This is a genomic window from Streptomyces sp. NPDC008079 (assembly GCF_042957385.1).
Lineage (GTDB): Bacteria > Actinomycetota > Actinomycetes > Streptomycetales > Streptomycetaceae > Actinacidiphila.
The window spans coordinates 75,979-92,163 of sequence record NZ_JBIBIC010000019.1 but is presented as its reverse complement, the minus strand read 5'-3'; the positions used below and the strand labels follow the sequence as shown (position 1 = coordinate 92,163).

Genomic DNA, 16,185 nt, shown 5'->3' with positions numbered 1-16,185 from the left:
GAAGAGGCTCGTTGGTCAGTCCACGGGTCCGTCGGTCAGTGCGCGGGTCCCGTTGGTCAACTCGTCGGTCGTGGAACGCTCGTTGATGGGGGATGTGGTCGTGGCCGTTGTGGCTCGATGGTGTTTTCGGCACAAATGGCTGGTGATGTCGTTCTGGCTGGCGGCGCTGCTGTGCGTCGGCGCGGTGGGCAACGCGCTCGGCAGCGGCTACTCCAACGCGTTCTCGCTCAAGGGCACCGAGTCCACCAAGGTCCTGGACCTGATGGACCAGGTGGTGCCCGAGCGGTCCGGCGAGGCCGACACGGTGGTGTGGCACGTCGACTCCGGTACGGTGCGCGACGCTTCGGTACGGGCGCGGCTCGACCCGGCGCTGGCGGACATCGCCCGGCAGAAGGACGTCGGGCAGGTCGTCAGCCCGTACGACCCGGCGGGCGCGGCGCAGATCAGCAAGGACGGCCGTACGGCGTACGCGACGGTGACGTACACCAAGCTCGGCGGTGACCTCTCCGACGACCAGGCGCAGAAGCTGATCGACACCGCGCACCACGCGGCGGCCAAGGGCCTGAGGGTCGAGGTCGGCGGCAACAAGCCCGCGCAGGCGGAGCAGCCGCTGCCGGGCCTCGCCGAGGGCGTCGGCATCGCGGCGGCGGCCGTGGTGCTGTTCCTGGCGCTGGGCTCGCTGTTCGGGATGCTGCTGCCGATCGTGACGGCGCTGTTCGGCATCGGCATCTCGTCGTCGGCGATCATCATCCTCAGCCACGGCATGGACGTGGCGGACTTCTCGCCGCAGCTCGCGACGCTGGTGGGTCTGGGCGTCGGCATCGACTACGCGCTGTTCATCGTGACCAGGCACCGCAAGGGAATCCTGCGCGGGAAGAGCCCCGAGGACGCGGCGGTCACCGCGCTCAACACCTCGGGCCGCGCCGTGCTGTTCGCGGGCGGCACGGTCTGCATCGCGCTGCTGGGCATGTTCACGCTGCGGCTGACCTTCCTCGACGGTGTGGCCGTCGCGGCGGCGCTGACCGTCGTCATCACGGTCGCCGCCGCGATGACGCTGCTGCCCGCGCTGCTCGGCCTGCTGGGCATGCGGGTGCTCAGCCGCGGGCAGCGCCGCGCGCTGGCGGCCGAGGGACCGCAGCCGGAGGTCGCGACGGGCGCGGCGGCGCGCTGGTCGTCGTTCCTCCAGCGGCACCCGCGGGTGCTCGCGGTGGCGGCGGTGGCCGTGATGGCCACCTTGGCGATCCCGGCGCTCGGCCTGCGCCTGGGCTCCTCCGACCAGGGCAACAACCCGACGACGACCACCACCCGCAAGGCGTACGACATGCTCGCGGACGGCTTCGGCCCCGGTTTCAACGGGCCGTTGACGATCCTCGCCGAGGTGCCGACCGGCGCGGACAGGACCGCGCTGAACGGCCTGGTCACGACGTTGAAGGACACCGACGGCATCGCGTACGCCGCCGCCCTGCCGATGAAGCCGGGCGACAAGGTGGCGTTCATCCAGGCGGTGCCGACCACCTCGCCGCAGGACAAGGCGACTTCCGACCTGATCGACCACCTGCGCGACGACGTCGTCCCGGCCGCCGAGCGGGGCAGCACGATGCGGGCGTACGTCGGCGGCCAGACGGCGATCTTCGAGGACTTCGCGACGGTCCTGTTCAACAAGCTGCCGCTGTTCATCGGCGTGATCATCGTGCTGGGCTTCCTGCTCCTGCTGGTCGCCTTCCGCAGCCTGGTGGTGCCGCTGACGGCCGCCGCGATGAACCTGATCGCGGCGGCGGCCTCCTTCGGGGTGCTGGTGGCGTGCTTCCAGTGGGGCTGGGGCGGTTCGCTGGCCGGGCGCGAGGGGCCGATCGACGCCTTCCTGCCGGTCATCATGCTCTCGCTGCTCTTCGGCCTGTCGATGGACTACCAGGTCTTCCTGGTCAGCCGGATGCACGAGGAGTGGGTGCACACCAAGGACAACGCGCGGGCGGTACGGGTCGGGCTCGCCGAGACCAGCCGGGTGATCAACTCGGCGGCGGTCATCATGATCTGCGTCTTCGGCGCCTTCGTGCTCAGCGGCGAGCGGGTGCTGGCGATGTTCGGCATCGGCCTGGCGGGCGCGGTCGCGCTGGACGCGTTCATCCTGCGGACGGTGCTGGTGCCGTCGCTGATGCACATGTTCGGCACCTCCAACTGGTGGCTGCCCGCGTGGCTGGACAAGCGGCTGCCGCACCTGGCGGTGGAGCCGGCCGAGGACGACGGCCCCGCGGCAGGCGCGCCGACGGGCACGCTGATGGCCGCCGGGGCCGGTACGGACATCGTCTCCGGGCCCGCCGTACGCGGCCGGGTCACGGGCGCCGCCGGGCTGCCGGTGCCGCGCTCGGAGCTGACGCTGATCGCGGCGGACGGCCGCCAGGTGGGCCGCGCGGCGGCGGACGACGAGGGCGCCTTCGCTCTGCCGACACCGCGCGCGGGCTCGTACGTCCTGGTCGCCAACGCGCCGGGACACCACCCGCAGACGGCGAGCGTGCTGGCCTCCGACCGACCGGTGGAGTGTGATCTGCGCCTCACGGGGACGGGTGCGCTGACCGGTACGGTGCGGCGCGCGGACGGCCAGCCGGTCGAGGACGCGCGGGTCGTGCTGCACGACGCGGACGGCCACGAGGTGGCGGAGACGCGGACCGGCAAGGACGGCTCGTACGCCTTCGGCAATCTCTACTCCGGCCGGTACACGCTGCTGACCATGGGCTATCCGCCCTTCCCCGCCACCGTCCGGGTCCCGGACGACGGCGGCGAGGGGGACGGTGACGTCGATCTGGAGCTGAGTTATTCGCAGGACTGACCGCGGCCGGGCGCCGCCGCTCCCCCGGCGGCGCCTGTTGTCAGGGCCCGGTTCCGAACCTTCGGAGCCGGGCCCTTCCGTATGCCCGGAGCACCGGACTTGAACATGTTCAAAACCGGGTCTAGAGTCATCGCGTCAGTAGGTTTGAACACGTTCAAACAAGGGGTGGACCCGCTATGGACCTGACCGTCCTCGCGTATGTGATCTATCTGGCCGTCAGCATCGGCCTGACCGTCTGGGTGGCCCGTACCCTCAGCAGCAACGGCCGGATCTTCCTCGCCGACGTGCTGCACGGCGACGAGAAGCTCGCCGACGCCGTCAACCACCTCCTGGTGGTCGGCTTCTATCTGGTGAACCTCGGCTTCGTCGCCCTCTACCTGAAGTCGGCCGACGCCGTCGACAACGCGCGCGGCCTGTTCGAGGCGCTGTCGGTCAAGCTCGGCGTCGTGCTGCTGGTGCTCGGCGTGATGCACCTCGGCAACGTCTACGTGCTCAACAAGATCCGGCGGCGCGGGCTGATGGAGCGCGAGCAGTACCCGCCGGTGGACAGCGACGGCTGGACGAAGCCGAACGGCCCGACCCCGGCCGGGGTGTGACATGACGCGCCTCACGCAGAGCGCGGTGACCGCGCGGCCCGACCGGCCGACGGCGCGGCCCGTGGCGCGGACGCCCCGCCCGCCCGTACGGCGGCTCACCGTGCTGTACGACCCCGCCTGCCGGCTGTGCGCCTTCGTACGGGACTGGCTCGTCCGGCAGCGGCAGCTCGTCAGACTCGACATGGTGCCGGTCGGCTCCCCCGAGGCCATGCACCGCTTCCCCGGCCTCGACCACGCGGCGACCGGGCGCGAGATCACCGTCGTCGGCGACGCGGGCCAGCTCTACCGGGGCGACTCCGCCTGGGTGGTGTGCCTGTGGGCGCTCGCCGACCACCGCGCCTTCTCGCACACCCTGGCCACCCCCGCGGGCCGCAGGCTCGCCCGCGCGGCGGTGCTGACCGCGGCCAAGTACCGCGAGAGCAAGCAGCGTTCGGCCGCGGCCCCGACCTGGTTCCCCGGGCGCAACGCGGCGGGCGCGCCCGGCCCCGCGCCGGTCAGGTCCGTACCCGGCTGGATCTACGACAAGGCGACCGGCTGGACGCAGAGCGACCCGGGCTCCCCGTCGGCACCGCCGTCCGCACCGCCGGCCGACCCGCGGCGCGGCCGGGGCGAGGACTGCGCCGACTGCTGTGCGGGCGACGGATAGGCTCACCCGGGTGGAGCACGTGACAGACCAGCCGGAGCCCGCGGCCACGGGTCCGGCGGCGGAGCCGGGCCCCGGCCTGGGCGAGGAACTGCCCGGCGGCCGGGCCCGGCCCAAGACCGGCAAGAGCGAGCAGACCCGCGCGGTGATCCTGGAGACCGCGATGCGGCTGTTCCGCGAGCGCGGCTACGACAAGACCACGATGCGCGCCATCGCCCAGGAGGCGGGCGTCTCGGTCGGGAACGCCTACTACTACTTCCAGTCCAAGGAATTCCTGATCCAGGGGTTCTACGACCGGATGACGCACCACCACGCGGCCGACGCCCGGGTGCGCATGCGCGGGGTGACCGACTTCGCGGAGCGCCTGGAGATCACGCTCGCGTCCTGGCTGGACACCGCGGCCGAGTACCACGAATTCGCCGCCCAGTTCTTCCGCACGGCCGCCGACCCGGACAGCTCGCTCAGCCCGTTCTCGAACGAGTCGCACCCGGCCCGCGCCACCGCCGTCGAACTCTTCCGCGACGTGCTGTCCGGCTCCGACCTCGCCCCCAAGCTCGACTCCGAACTCGCCGAGCTGCTCCCCGAACTGCTCTGGCTGCACCTCATGGTCGTCGTCCTCTACTGGGTCTTCGACCGCACGCCCGACACCGCGCGGACCCGCGAGTTCGTGCACCGCTCCACCCCCGTGGCGGCCCGCGTCATCGGCCTGTCCCGCTACCGGGTCTTCCGCCCCGTCGTCCGCGACGCCAAGTCCCTCATCCAGGACTTCATCCTCCCGACGATCGGCCGCACCGCGGTCACACCGTCGAGTCGGCCGACTCCCGATCAGCCGGGGCAGCCGGGCTAGTCGGGGCGGTCGCTTCCGCCGGGTCGGCCGGACCGGCCTGCGCCGCCTCGCGGCGCAGCGCCCGCAGGCTCCGCGCGCCGAGGGCCGCGATGGCGGTGCCGAGGAGGAAGGAGACGATCGCGAGCGTGAGGTGGATCCAGAAGTAGGCGGTGGGCGATCCGTGGTCGCCGTCGTGGAAGGCCAGACCGCTGGTGTCCTTCCACAAATTCTTGACAAAGGTGACCCAGACGATCCACGACCACACACCGAAAGCGACCAGGAACCAGGACACGCGCCGACTGAGCTTCATGCGTCCCAGTATGTGCGGGCCCCCCGGTAGGAGGGCCGACGGGGGTGGCCGGTTCCCCGCGCGGGACGTGCGGATCGTCACGGCGGACGGCCCGCACCCGGGGGCGCGGCGGCCAGGAAAGGACATGTACGTTTCCTCGGGTGCCCATGCCTACGACCGCCGCGCGCCGCACCGCGCCGCACCGTTCCGCCCTGGCCGTTCTCGCCGTGTCCGCCGTCGCCGCGCTGCTCGGCGGCACCGTCCTGACGGGGGCCGCGAGCGCGGCTCCGGCCGCCGGCACCAAGCCCGCGCCGAGACCGCCCGAGCACATGTCCACAGTGGGCGGCGACCGGCTGGGCGTGCCGGGCACGCAGGTGGACCCGGGACAGGGCGCGCCCGCGCTGCCCGCGAAGCTGACGGCGAAGTCCTGGATCGTGGCGGACGCCAAGACCGGCGAGATCTACGCCGCGCACAACGCGCACTGGCGGCTCCCCCCGGCCAGCACCCTGAAGATGCTGTTCGCCGACACGGTGCTGCCGAAGTTCCCGAAGAACACCGTGCGCAAGGTGCTGCCGAGCGACCTCCAGGGCATGGGCGAGGGCAGCAGCCTCGTCGGCATCAAGGAGAATCTGACCTACACCGTCCACGACCTGTGGCTCGGTGTCTTCCTGCGCTCGGGCAACGACGCGGTGCACGTGCTGTCCGCCATGAACGGCGGCGTCGCCCAGACCGTCGCGGACATGAACGCGCGGGCCAAGGAGTTGCAGGCGGCCGACACACATGTGGTCACGCCCGACGGCTACGACGAGCGCGGGCAGGTCAGCAGCGCGTACGACCTCACGCTCTTCGCCCGCTCGGGGCTCCAGAACGCCGACTTCCGCGAGTACTGCTCGACGGTGAGCGCGCAGTTCCCCGGCGAGTGGAAGGTCGACAAGAACAAGAAGACCGGCAAGACCACCAAGAAGCGCGAGTCGTTCGGCATCCAGAACACCAACCGGCTGCTCAGCGGCGACTACGGCCTGTCCCCCTACCCCGGCATCGCGGGCGTCAAGAACGGCAACACCACCAACGCGGGCGCCACCTTCACCGGGGTCGCGCAGCGCGACGGCCGTACGCTGCTGGTCACCGTCATGACGCCGAAGGCCGAGCACGACCTGGTCTACCGCGAGGCCGCCTCGCTGCTGGACTGGGGCTTCAAGGCCGCCCCTACGGTCAAGCCGGTCGGCACGCTGGTCCCGCCGCTGAGCCAACTGCCGCCGCCGACCGCCACGACGAAGGCGCCCGAGGGCGACAAGGGACCGGCCACCGCCTCCGCGACGGCCGGTTCCTCCCACGACGGCCTGTGGACGGCGCTGGGCGTCGCCGCCGGTTCCCTGCTCGTCCTGGCCGTGGCGTTCATCGTGGTACGGAAGCTCCGCCCGCTGCCGTCCCCGGCCGGCGGTGGTCCTCATCCTGCCCCGCGTCCTGATCCCGCTCCGCGTCCCGGTGCTGACCCTGATCCTGGCCCTGATCCCGATCCCGATCAGGCGTCCGGTCCGGCGTCCGGTCCCGACCGCCGCTCCCGGCGCCGGAAGGGCTGACGGACTCCGGGGCCCGCGTGGCCCCGTGGACCTCGATCACCTCGACGACCTCCACGGTCTCGACGCCTTCCCCCGGTTCCCCGGCGGCGTCGCCGTCACCACCGTCCCCGCCGTCCTCGCCGTCCTTCTCGGGCGGCGGCGCGTGCCTGGGCGTCGCCGTCCACGCGGCGCAGTACAGCAGCAGCTTCGCCATGAAGTTGATCCAGAGCAGCAGGGCGACCGGCGTACCGAAGGCGCCGTACACGTTCTTGCCCGCGACGCCCTGGAGGTAGCCGCTGAGCAGCACTTTCAGCAGCTCGAAGCCGACCGCGCCGATGAACGCCGCCTGGACCACGGCGCGGCGCGACGGTTCGACGCCCGGCAGCAGCGTCAGCAGGTAGGTCAGGATCAGGAAGTCGGCCAGGACGGCGATGCAGAAGCCGAGGACGGTCAGCAGCGCGCGGCCGGGGCCGTGGTCGGCGAGCCCGGCCTTGTGGACGGTCCAGTCGACGGCCGCGGTCGCGAAGCCGGAGGCGGCGAGCGAGAGCAGGGCCGCCGCGCCGAGGCCGAGCAGGATGCCGCCGTCGACCAGTTTGGCGACGACGGGGTTGCGCTCCTCGTCGTCCTTGTCCCAGACCGCGCGCAGGCAGTCGCGCAGCGAGCCGACCCAGCCGATACCGGTGAAGAGCAGCGCGGCACCGGCGATCCCGCCGATGGTCCCGGCGTTGGCGACCAGGCCGTTGATGTCGAGCTGGTCGGCGATGCCGGGGATCTGGTCGGAGATCTTGTGCTGGAGGGTGTCGAGCTGATGCTGCGACAGCAGCGCGGCGCCGATCGCCGCGACGACCGCGAGCAGCGGGAAGAGCGAGAGGAAGCTGGTGAAGGTCATCGCGGCGGCCAGCCGCGTCCAGTGGACGGTCTGGAGGTGCGCGAAGGCGCGCCAGCCGTGTGTCCGCATCGCCGCGGCGATGCGCGGGCCGATCCAGGGCAACCTTGTCAACCAGTCCATAACGGGGGGCCTACCCTCCCCCGGCCCGCGCAGTCCCGCGGAACACGAAGGTGCGGGTTCCCCAGAAGCGCAGCGCGGTCGCGAGAGCCATGCCGATCCCCGCGCCCGACACGACATCGGCGCGCGCACTGGCCAGCCCGAGCACGTAGTGCGATACGCCCAGACAGCCCAACTGCACGAGCGCGCCCGCCACGTTCACCGCGAAGAAGACCCCGTACTGCCGCGCCCTGCCGACCGCGGGGGTCCGGCCCCGGTAGGTCCCCAGCGCGTTCCCGAGATACGCCACCGTGCACCCGGCGAGGAACGACAGCGCCTTCGCCCCGATCGGCCCGAACCCGCCGGGGCCGCGCAGCCAGACGAACAGCCCGAGGTCGGCGGCGTACGCGGCGCCGCCCGCGAGGGCGAAGCCGAGGACTTCCGAGCTGAGGCCCCGAGGGGAGCGCGCCCTCACCGGTTGACCGCCGCCAGGACGTAGAGGACGACCCAGGCCAGGGCGATGACGACCAGGGCGCGGTCGCGCAGGACGACGTCCTCGGGGGCGCCCGCGGAGCCCGCGTCGGCGAAGACGGCGTAGCGCAGGACGGAGAGGATGAAGGGGATCATCGAGAGCTGCCGCCAGGGGAGCCAGCCGTTGGGCGAGGCGCCGGTCTCCATCGACCACAGGCAGTAGGCGAGTACGGCGCCGCCCGCGGCGAGCTGCCAGACGAAGCGGAGGTAGCCGGTGGTGTACGCGCCGAGGAGGGCGCGGGAGGCGCCGACCTCGGAGCCCTCCGAGTCCTCGGGCGGCGCGGGGGCCGCCGGGGCGGTGGCGTCCGGCTGGGGTCCGACCGTCGGGGCCGCGGGGGCCGCCGCCGTGGCCCGTTCGGCGAGCCGCGACATCAGGACGAGTTCGGAGTAGCGCTTGGCGGCGACCATGAACAGCGCGCCGAAGCCCGAGGTGATCAGGAACCAGCGGGACAGGTCGATGCCGAGGGCGAGGCCGCCCGCCATGGCGCGCATCAGGAAGCCGGTGGTGACGATGACGAGGTCGACGACCAGCATGTGCTTGAGCCACACGCAGTAGGCGAGCTGCATGACCACGTATCCGGCGAGCAGCCCGGCCGTGTCCGGGTTGCAGAGCACCCCGGCCGCCGCGGGCGCGAGGACCGCGAGGGCGCCGCCCGCGGCGTACGCGACCGGCACCGGGACCTGTCCGCAGGCCACCGGGCGGCGGCACTTGACGGGGTGGGCGCGGTCGGCGTCGGCGTCGCGGGCGTCGTTGATCAGATAGACGGCGGCGGAGCAGCCGGTGAAGAGCACGAAGACGACGGCGAGCTGGAGTACGGCGTGCGCGGACAGCAGGCGTCCGGCGGCCAGCGGCGCGGCCAGCACGAGGACGTTCTTGACCCACTGCCGGGGCCGGGCGGTCCGCACCAGACCGGCGGGCAGGCCCCGTACGGAGACCGGGGGCGGGAAGCGTCCGGCCGAGGGGACGGCGGTCGCCGGTACGTCGTCGATGAGCGCGGCGGTGCGTTCCGTCATGACGGCCGCCCTCCGCGCAGGGCCCAGTTCCGGCCGAGCCGGGCGGTGACGGCGCCGAGCAGCGCGCCGCAGGCCACGTCGCTCGGGTAGTGGACGCCGACGACCATCCGGGACACGCACATGGCGGCGGCGAGCGGCGGGAGCGGCGCGGCGAACGGCGTACGGGGCATCAGTGCCCCGAAGGCGACGACGGCCGCGGCGGCCGAGGTGGCGTGCGAGCTGGGGAAGCTGTGCTGTCCGGCGGTGCGGACCAGCGGTTCGGCGTCCGGCAGCACCGGGCGGGGGCGGCGGACGACCCGTTTGACGCCCATGCTCGCCGCGTGGGCCGCGCCGACCAGTGTGGTGGCGCGCAGCCAGGCGCCGCGGCGGCCGGGGTCGGCGCAGGCGCCGGCGAGACCGGCGGCCAGCCAGACCGCGCCGTGCTCGCCCGCCCAGGACAGCGCGCGGGCCGCGCCCGCGACGCGGGGGTCGGTGCCGCGGCGGCGCAGCGCGGCCAGCAGGTGGTGGTCCGCGCGTTCCGCGGCGGAGTCGGGGTAGCGCACTGGTCGGTACTCCCTCGCAGCGACGGCTCGTGACCCGGGGCCGCCGCAGCTGGGCGACCGGTCGCCCCACCTGGGCGAATTGTCGGGTCATCACACTTGGACCCCGAGTGCTTACCGTGCGCGACGGCTCCTCACGCACCACCACTCACCCTTTTCAGTGAGAAAAGCCGCATAACGCACTATTCGTGATCTTTTGCACCACTCAGAGCGCTACGGTCACGGACATGCCTGTACCCTCCGCGACGACCGTCCCCGTCACCGGCGAGGGCCGCACCGCCGCCGATGCCTCGGCCGACCCCACCGCCGCCCCCCTCGATCGCGGCTCCGGCCCCGCCGACCTCCCCAGCCGCGTCGGCCCGGTCACCGGCTGGGGCCGCACCGCCCCCACCACCGCCCGCGTCCTGCGCCCCCTGACGTACGAGGCGGCCGTCGCGGCGGTCACCGGCAGCGACGGCCGCGGCGCCATCGCGCGGGGCCTGGGCCGGGCCTACGGGGACGCGGCGCAGAACGCGGGCGGCGCCGTCCTGGACATGACCGGACTCGACCGCGTCCACGAGATCGACGCCGTCAACGGCCTGGTCGTGTGCGACGCGGGCGTCTCGCTGCACCGCCTGATGGAGGTGCTGCTGCCGCTCGGCTGGTTCGTGCCCGTCACGCCCGGCACCCGCTATGTGACGGTCGGCGGCGCGATCGGCGCGGACATCCACGGCAAGAACCACCACGGCTCCGGGTCCTTCTCCCGCCATGTGCGCGCCATCGAACTGCTCACCGGTGACGGCGAGACCCGGCTGGTCACGCCCGAGGACGAGCCGGGCCTGTTCTGGGCGACGGCCGGCGGCATGGGCCTGACCGGCGTCATCCTGGCCGCGACCCTCCAGCTCCTGCCGGTCCAGACGTCGTTGATGACCGTGGACACCGAACGCGCCACCGACCTGGAAGACCTGATGGCGCGGCTGACCGCGACCGACGACACGTACCGCTACTCGGTGGCCTGGATCGACCTGCTCGCGCGCGGCGCGAAGACCGGCCGCGCCGTCCTCACCCGCGGCGACCACGCCCCGCTCGACGCGCTGCCCGCCACGTCCCGCGCCCGCCGCGACCCGCTCGCCTTCCGCCCCGGACGGCTGCCCGCCGCCCCGCGCTTCGTCCCCGAGGGCCTGCTCGGCCGCACCAGCGTCGGCCTGTTCAACGAGTTCTGGTACCGCAGGGCACCGCGCGAGCGGCGCGGCGAACTCCAGCGCCTGTCCGCCTTCTTCCACCCGCTGGACGGGCTGCCGCACTGGAACCGGATCTACGGCCGCAGCGGCTTCGTCCAGTACCAGTTCGTCGTCGGCCACGGCCAGGAGGAGGCGCTGCGGCGCATCGTCGGACGGATCGGCGCCCGCGGCTGCCCGTCCTTCCTCGCCGTGCTCAAGCGCTTCGGCGAGGGCGATCCCGGCTGGCTCTCCTTCCCGATGGCGGGCTGGACCCTCGCCCTCGACATCCCCGCCGCGCTCCCCGGCCTCGGCGCGTTCCTCGACGAGCTGGACGAGGAGGTCGCGGAGGCGGGCGGCCGGGTCTACCTCGCCAAGGACGCGCGGCTGCGGCCCGAACTCCTGGCCCGGATGTACCCGCGCCTCGACGACTTCCGCACCCTGCGCGCCACGTACGACCCGCGCGGCGTGATCACATCCGACCTCGCCCGTCGCCTGGCCCTCTAGGGCCCGCCGCCACAGCCTCGAAGGAGCTTCCCGTGAAGGACGCGTTCGGCGCCCCCCAGTCCCTGCTGATCCTCGGCGGCACCTCCGAGATCGCGCTGGCCACCGCCCGCCGCCTCATCGCCCGCCGCACCCGTACCGTCTATCTCGCGGGCCGCCCCTCCGAGGCGCTGGACGCCGCCGCGACGCAGTTGCGCGCGCTCGGCGCCGACGTCCACGCGGTCGGCTTCGACGCCCTCGACCCCGCCTCGCACGAGGAGGTCCTCGGCAAGCTCTTCACCGAGGGCGACATCGACATGGTGCTGCTCGCCTTCGGCGTCCTCGGCGACCAGGCCCGCGACGAGCAGGAACCGCTCTCGGCCGTCCACGTCGCCCAGGTCAACTACACCGGCGCCGTCTCCGCCTCCCTGGTCTGCGCGGGCGCCCTCCAGTCGCAGGGCCACGGCTCGCTGGTCGTGCTGTCCTCCGTGGCCGGCGAGCGCGCCCGCCGCGCCAACTTCATCTACGGCAGCAGCAAGGCCGGGCTCGACGCCTTCGCCCAGGGCCTCGGCGACGCCCTGCACGGGGCCGGCGTGCACGTCATGATCGTCCGCCCCGGCTTCGTCCGCACCAAGATGACCGCGGGGCGCGAAGAGGCCCCGCTGGCCACCACCCCCGAGGCCGTCGCGGTCGCCATCGAGACCGGGCTGCGCCGCCGCAGCGAAACGGTCTGGGTGCCCGGCACCCTGCGCGTCGTCATGTCGGCCCTGCGGCACGTCCCGAGGCCGCTCTTCCGCCGCCTGCCGGTCTGACCCGGCACCGGCTCCGCCGCGCGCGCCGTCGGCGGCGGGCGGCCGTGTCGTACGCTCCACAGACGGTGACACCGCGTTCCGGAGGAGGGGGCCATGGGGGCGACTCCCGCTGACGGGAGAGGACTTCGGGGTCGGCGGCTGCGGTGGCTGACCCCGCCGGTCGTGGCCTTCGCGGTCGTCGTCAGCTCCGTCTTCGTCGTGGCGGGGCTGTCCGGGACCGGCGCCAGGTCGGCCGTGCAGAGCGCGGCCCCGCCGCGGCCCGTGCTCACCCGGGTCGGCGCGTGGACGGCGGCGCTGGCGGGCGGCGGCCGGCGGGTCCACCACCGCACGGTCCGCATGGTCGTGCACCCGACGATCGGCGGGACGGGCGTACGCGTGCGGCTGTCGAACCGGTACGGGACCGGGCCGCTGCCGGTCGGGGCCGTGGACGTGGCCGTCCAGGCGCACGGCGGGGACGCCGTACCCGGCACGCATCACACCGCGACGTTCTCCGGGGCGGGCGCCACGACGGTCCCGGCGGGGCGGGACGCGGCGACCGACCCCCTCGCGATGACCGTCAACGCGGACGAGAATCTGCTGGTCAGCGTCTACTTCCCCGGTGACGCGGGCGCGTCGGGGCGGCACTGGCTGGCCGCCGAGACCACGTACTACTCGGCGCCCGGCGACTTCGCCGCCGCCGACACCACCGCGCACTACCCCGTCTCGAACGGGGTCTGGTACTACCTCAGCGGTCTCGACGTCGAGTCCGCCACCGCCCGCGGCACCCTGGTCGCCTTCGGCGACTCCCTCACGGACGGCGCGGGTTCCAGCACGTCGGCCAACGCCCGCTGGCCCGACGTCCTCGCCCGGCGGCTGCGCGACCGGCCGGGCGGCCCGCTCCTCGGCGTCGTGGACGCGGGCCTGAGCGGCAACCGGGTGCTCACCGACACCGGCACCCGTTTCGGCACCAGCGCCCTGCACCGCTTCGCCCACGACGCCCTCGGCCAGCCCGGCGTCACGGCCGTGGTCCTGCTGGAGGGCATCAACGACATCAGCGTCGACCGCGGCCCGCACGGGCACCTCGCCGCGGCCGACCTCATCGACGCCTACCGCACCCTCGTCCGCCAGGCGCACGCGGCGGGCGTACGGATCTACGGCGCGACCCTGCCGCCCTTCCAGGGCTCCCGCCCCTACACCCCCGCCGGTGAGCGGACCCGCGAGACCGTCAACCGCTGGATGCTCGGCGGCCACGCCTTCGACGCCGTCTTCGACCTGTCCGCCGCGCTGCGCGACCCCGCCCGGCCGCACCGCCTGTCCCCCGCCTACGACAGCGGCGACCACCTGCATCCCAACGACGCCGGTTACCGCGCGATGGCGAACGCGATCGATCTCCGTACGCTGACGGCTCCGCTGACGCCGCGCGCGGCGGGCTGACCGTCCGTACCCCCACTCACAGGCGGCTGGGGGTCGCCTCGTCCGTCGTGTTCTCCGCGTCCTCCCGCGGCGGGGCGACCTCGCCGAAGCGGGCCAGGGCCAGGGCGCCGACGACCGCGAGGGCGAAGCCCGCGACCGCGACCGGGGCCCAGCCGTGGCGGGTGCGGTCGCCGAGGGCCAGGACGCCGACGAGCGCGGGGCCGACGGTCTCGCCGATGACCATGCCCGCGGTGGCGGCCGTCACCGAGCCGCGCTGGAGGGCGGAGGTCAGCAGCAGGAAGGCGGCTCCGCCGCCGACGAGGAGGCCGTACACGGCCGGGTTGGTGAGCAGCGCCACCGGGGTCATGCCGTCGATGACGCGGACGGCGACCTCGACCACGCCGAAGCCGAGGCCCGCGCCGAGGCCCAGCGCCGCCGCGCGGGAGCGTTCGGGGAGGCGGCCGGCCGCCGTGCCCGCCGCGAGAACGGCGAGGGCCGTGGCCAGCGTGCCCCAGCGCAGCGCCGTACCGCCGTGGTCCGCGCCGGCCCCCTCGCTGCCCGAGGCCATGCCCAGCAGCGCCAGGCCGCCGCACACCGCCGCGACCGCGCCCCACTCGCGCGGCGACAGCCGCGTGTCCAGCAGCCGCGCCGCGGCGACTGCCGTGACGGCCAGGCTCGCCGCCAGGGCCGCGCCCACCGCGTAGATCGGCAGCGACCTCAGCGCGACCAGTTCCAGCGCGAAGCCCACGCCGTCGAGGCCCAGGCCCGCCACGTAGCGCCACTCGCGCAGGGCCCTGCCCAGCAGCCGCGCGTCGACCGCCGAGCCCGAGCCTCCGCCCGGCTCCGCCGCCGCCCGCGCCGCCACCGCTTGCAGCACGGACGCCACCCCGAAACACACGGCCGCGCCCAGCGCACACACCATTCCCAGAAGCACGCCACTGACTCTAGGGCGTCCAGCACCCCGGGCCCCGCCCCGAGCGCTTCCTCCGCCGCGGACGGCGAGCCGTCCCTTCCCACCGGCCGGTGGCCGCAAGCCCCCCGAATCGCCCCTCCGGGCCCGGTGGTGACCTGCGGCAGCAATGTGGCTGAGCGCGCAGTTCCCCGCGCCCCCCAAAAGATCGGCCCACCCCCCGGACGAAAGACGACCCGCCCCGCCAGGGGCGCGGGGAACTGCGCGGCCAGCCCCCACCGGCGGGTGGTCCGGAGAGGAGGGAACCGCCCCCGCCGGCGGGAGGGGGGAGGTCAGGCGGAGAGGACCGTGCGGAGTTGGGTGAGGCCCCAGTCGAGGTCGTCCTTGGAGATGGTGAGCGGCGGCGCCAGCCGAATGGTGCTGCCGTGGGTGTCCTTGGCGAGAACCCCGAGCGCCATGAGCCGCTCGGAGATCTCGCGGCCGGTCCCCACGGCGGGATCGATGTCGACCCCGGCCCACAGCCCGCGCCCGCGCACCTCGGTGACCTTGCCGGAGCCGGTGAGGAGGGCGAGCTCGCGGTGCAGGTGGTCACCGAGTTCGGCGGCGCGCTCCTGGTACTCCCCGGTGCGCAGCATGGCGAGGACTTCGAGCCCGACGGCGCAGGCCAGCGGGTTCCCGCCGAAGGTGGACCCGTGTTCGCCGGGCCGGTAGACGCCGAGGACGTCGCGGGAGGAGACCACGGCCGAGACGGGCACGACGCCGCCGCCGAGCGCCTTGCCGAGGACGTACATGTCGGGGACGACGTCCTCGTGCTCGCAGGCGAAGGTGCGGCCGGTCCTGCCGAGGCCGGACTGGATCTCGTCGGCGATGAAGAGCGCCCCGCGCTCGGCGGTGACCCGGCGCACCCCGGCGAGATAGCCCGGCGGCGGCACGAGGACGCCCGCCTCGCCCTGGATCGGCTCCAGCAGCACGGCGACGGTCTCGTCGTCCACGGCCGCTTCGAGCGCGGCGAGGTCGCCGTAGGGGACGGTCACGAAGCCGGGGGTGTACGGGCCGAAGTCCGCCCGCGCCTCGGGGTCGGTGGAGAAGCTGACGATCGTGGTGGTGCGCCCGTGGAAGTTCCCGGCCGCGACGACGATCCTGGCCCGGCCGTCCGGTACGCCCTTGACCCGGTAGCCCCACTTGCGCGCCGTTTTCACGGCGGTCTCCACCGCTTCGGCTCCGGTGTTCATCGGCAGCACCATCTCCATGCCGCACAGCTCGGCGAGCCGCGTACAGAAGTCCGCGAAGCGGTCGTGGTGGAAGGCGCGGGAGGTCAGCGTGACCCGGTCGAGCTGCGCCTTGGCCGCCGCGATCAGCCGGGGGTTGGCGTGGCCGAAGTTCAGCGCCGAGTAGCCCGCGAGCATGTCGAGGTAGCGGCGGCCCTCGACGTCGGTCATCCACGCGCCTTCGGCCGTGGCGACCACGACGGGGAGCGGGTGGTAATTGTGCGCGCTGTGCGCCTCGGCGGCGGCGATCCGCTCACCGGTGGTGCCGGTGGTACCTGCGGTGCCGGAAGGACCTGCGGTGGTGGTGGTCACGTGCGT

General features: G+C 73.7%; 14 protein-coding genes and 1 pseudogene. 8 read left to right on the top strand and 7 right to left on the bottom strand.

Going from position 1 to position 16,185, the window contains the following annotated elements; genetic code table 11:
- Positions 1-145 precede the first annotated feature (145 nt).
- The 4 genes from ACFZAM_RS30200 (at position 146) to ACFZAM_RS30185 (ending at position 4,910) form a co-directional block, all read left to right on the top strand.
- Positions 146-2,824, top strand: a complete 2,679-nt coding sequence (locus tag ACFZAM_RS30200; RefSeq protein WP_391050491.1) for an MMPL family transporter — start codon at positions 146-148, stop codon at positions 2,822-2,824.
- A 176-nt stretch (positions 2,825-3,000) separates the two neighbouring features.
- The gene (locus ACFZAM_RS30195) at positions 3,001-3,420 is read left to right on the top strand and encodes a hypothetical protein (protein WP_391050490.1); all 420 of its coding nucleotides are present in this window, start codon (positions 3,001-3,003) and stop codon (positions 3,418-3,420) included.
- Between the two features lies 1 nt (position 3,421).
- Positions 3,422-4,066, top strand: coding sequence for a DCC1-like thiol-disulfide oxidoreductase family protein (locus ACFZAM_RS30190; RefSeq protein ID WP_391050489.1), 645 nt, complete (start codon positions 3,422-3,424; stop codon positions 4,064-4,066).
- Between the two features lie 10 nt (positions 4,067-4,076).
- Positions 4,077-4,910, top strand: coding sequence for a TetR family transcriptional regulator (locus ACFZAM_RS30185; RefSeq protein WP_391050488.1), 834 nt, complete (start codon positions 4,077-4,079; stop codon positions 4,908-4,910).
- Here the strand turns inward: ACFZAM_RS30185 and ACFZAM_RS30180 are convergent.
- Positions 4,861-5,199: an SCO4848 family membrane protein gene (locus ACFZAM_RS30180; protein ID WP_391050487.1), complete on the bottom strand. Its 339-nt coding sequence runs from the start codon at positions 5,197-5,199 to the stop codon at positions 4,861-4,863. The two genes, ACFZAM_RS30185 and ACFZAM_RS30180, sit on opposite strands and share 50 nt — an antisense overlap.
- A 146-nt stretch (positions 5,200-5,345) precedes the next feature.
- Here ACFZAM_RS30180 and ACFZAM_RS30175 point away from each other — a divergent pair, with 146 nt between their 5' ends.
- A complete protein-coding gene (locus ACFZAM_RS30175; protein ID WP_391050575.1) occupies positions 5,346-6,758 on the top strand; it encodes a D-alanyl-D-alanine carboxypeptidase family protein in 1,413 nt (470 codons plus the stop codon).
- A gap of 70 nt (positions 6,759-6,828) precedes the next feature.
- Here ACFZAM_RS30175 and ACFZAM_RS30170 read toward each other — a convergent pair.
- From ACFZAM_RS30170 to ACFZAM_RS30155, 4 genes and pseudogenes are all read right to left on the bottom strand, one after another.
- A pseudogene (locus tag ACFZAM_RS30170) lies at positions 6,829-7,746 on the bottom strand (YihY/virulence factor BrkB family protein); the annotation flags it as partial.
- Between the two features lie 10 nt (positions 7,747-7,756).
- Positions 7,757-8,197, bottom strand: coding sequence for a GtrA family protein (locus tag ACFZAM_RS30165; RefSeq protein WP_355336861.1), 441 nt, complete (start codon positions 8,195-8,197; stop codon positions 7,757-7,759).
- Complete coding sequence (locus tag ACFZAM_RS30160) at positions 8,194-9,267, bottom strand: decaprenyl-phosphate phosphoribosyltransferase (RefSeq protein ID WP_391050486.1); 1,074 nt, start codon at positions 9,265-9,267, stop codon at positions 8,194-8,196. The genes ACFZAM_RS30165 and ACFZAM_RS30160 overlap by 4 nt, the downstream gene beginning before the upstream one ends.
- Positions 9,264-9,809, bottom strand: a complete 546-nt coding sequence (locus ACFZAM_RS30155) for a phosphatase PAP2 family protein (RefSeq protein ID WP_391050485.1) — start codon at positions 9,807-9,809, stop codon at positions 9,264-9,266. The genes ACFZAM_RS30160 and ACFZAM_RS30155 overlap by 4 nt, the downstream gene beginning before the upstream one ends.
- Positions 9,810-10,033: 224 nt before the next feature.
- Here ACFZAM_RS30155 and ACFZAM_RS30150 point away from each other — a divergent pair, with 224 nt between their 5' ends.
- From ACFZAM_RS30150 to ACFZAM_RS30140, 3 genes are all read left to right on the top strand, one after another.
- Positions 10,034-11,509, top strand: coding sequence for an FAD-binding protein (locus tag ACFZAM_RS30150; protein WP_391050484.1), 1,476 nt, complete (start codon positions 10,034-10,036; stop codon positions 11,507-11,509).
- A 32-nt stretch (positions 11,510-11,541) separates the two neighbouring features.
- Positions 11,542-12,297 (top strand): decaprenylphospho-beta-D-erythro-pentofuranosid-2-ulose 2-reductase, encoded by a 756-nt coding sequence (locus ACFZAM_RS30145; protein ID WP_355336857.1) that lies wholly within the window; start codon positions 11,542-11,544, stop codon positions 12,295-12,297.
- A 93-nt stretch (positions 12,298-12,390) separates the two neighbouring features.
- Entirely contained in the window at positions 12,391-13,710 is a 1,320-nt protein-coding gene (locus ACFZAM_RS30140) for a GDSL-type esterase/lipase family protein (RefSeq protein ID WP_391050483.1), read from the top strand.
- 16 nt (positions 13,711-13,726) lie between these two features.
- On the opposite strand, the gene ACFZAM_RS30135 is transcribed toward ACFZAM_RS30140, so the two are convergent.
- Both ACFZAM_RS30135 and rocD read right to left on the bottom strand, forming a co-directional pair.
- On the bottom strand, positions 13,727-14,611 hold the full coding sequence (locus tag ACFZAM_RS30135; protein WP_391050573.1) for a hypothetical protein: 885 nt from the start codon (positions 14,609-14,611) through the stop codon (positions 13,727-13,729).
- A gap of 320 nt (positions 14,612-14,931) precedes the next feature.
- Positions 14,932-16,116 (bottom strand): ornithine--oxo-acid transaminase, encoded by a 1,185-nt coding sequence (rocD, locus tag ACFZAM_RS30130; protein WP_355337199.1) that lies wholly within the window; start codon positions 16,114-16,116, stop codon positions 14,932-14,934.
- Positions 16,117-16,185: the final 69 nt, after the last annotated feature.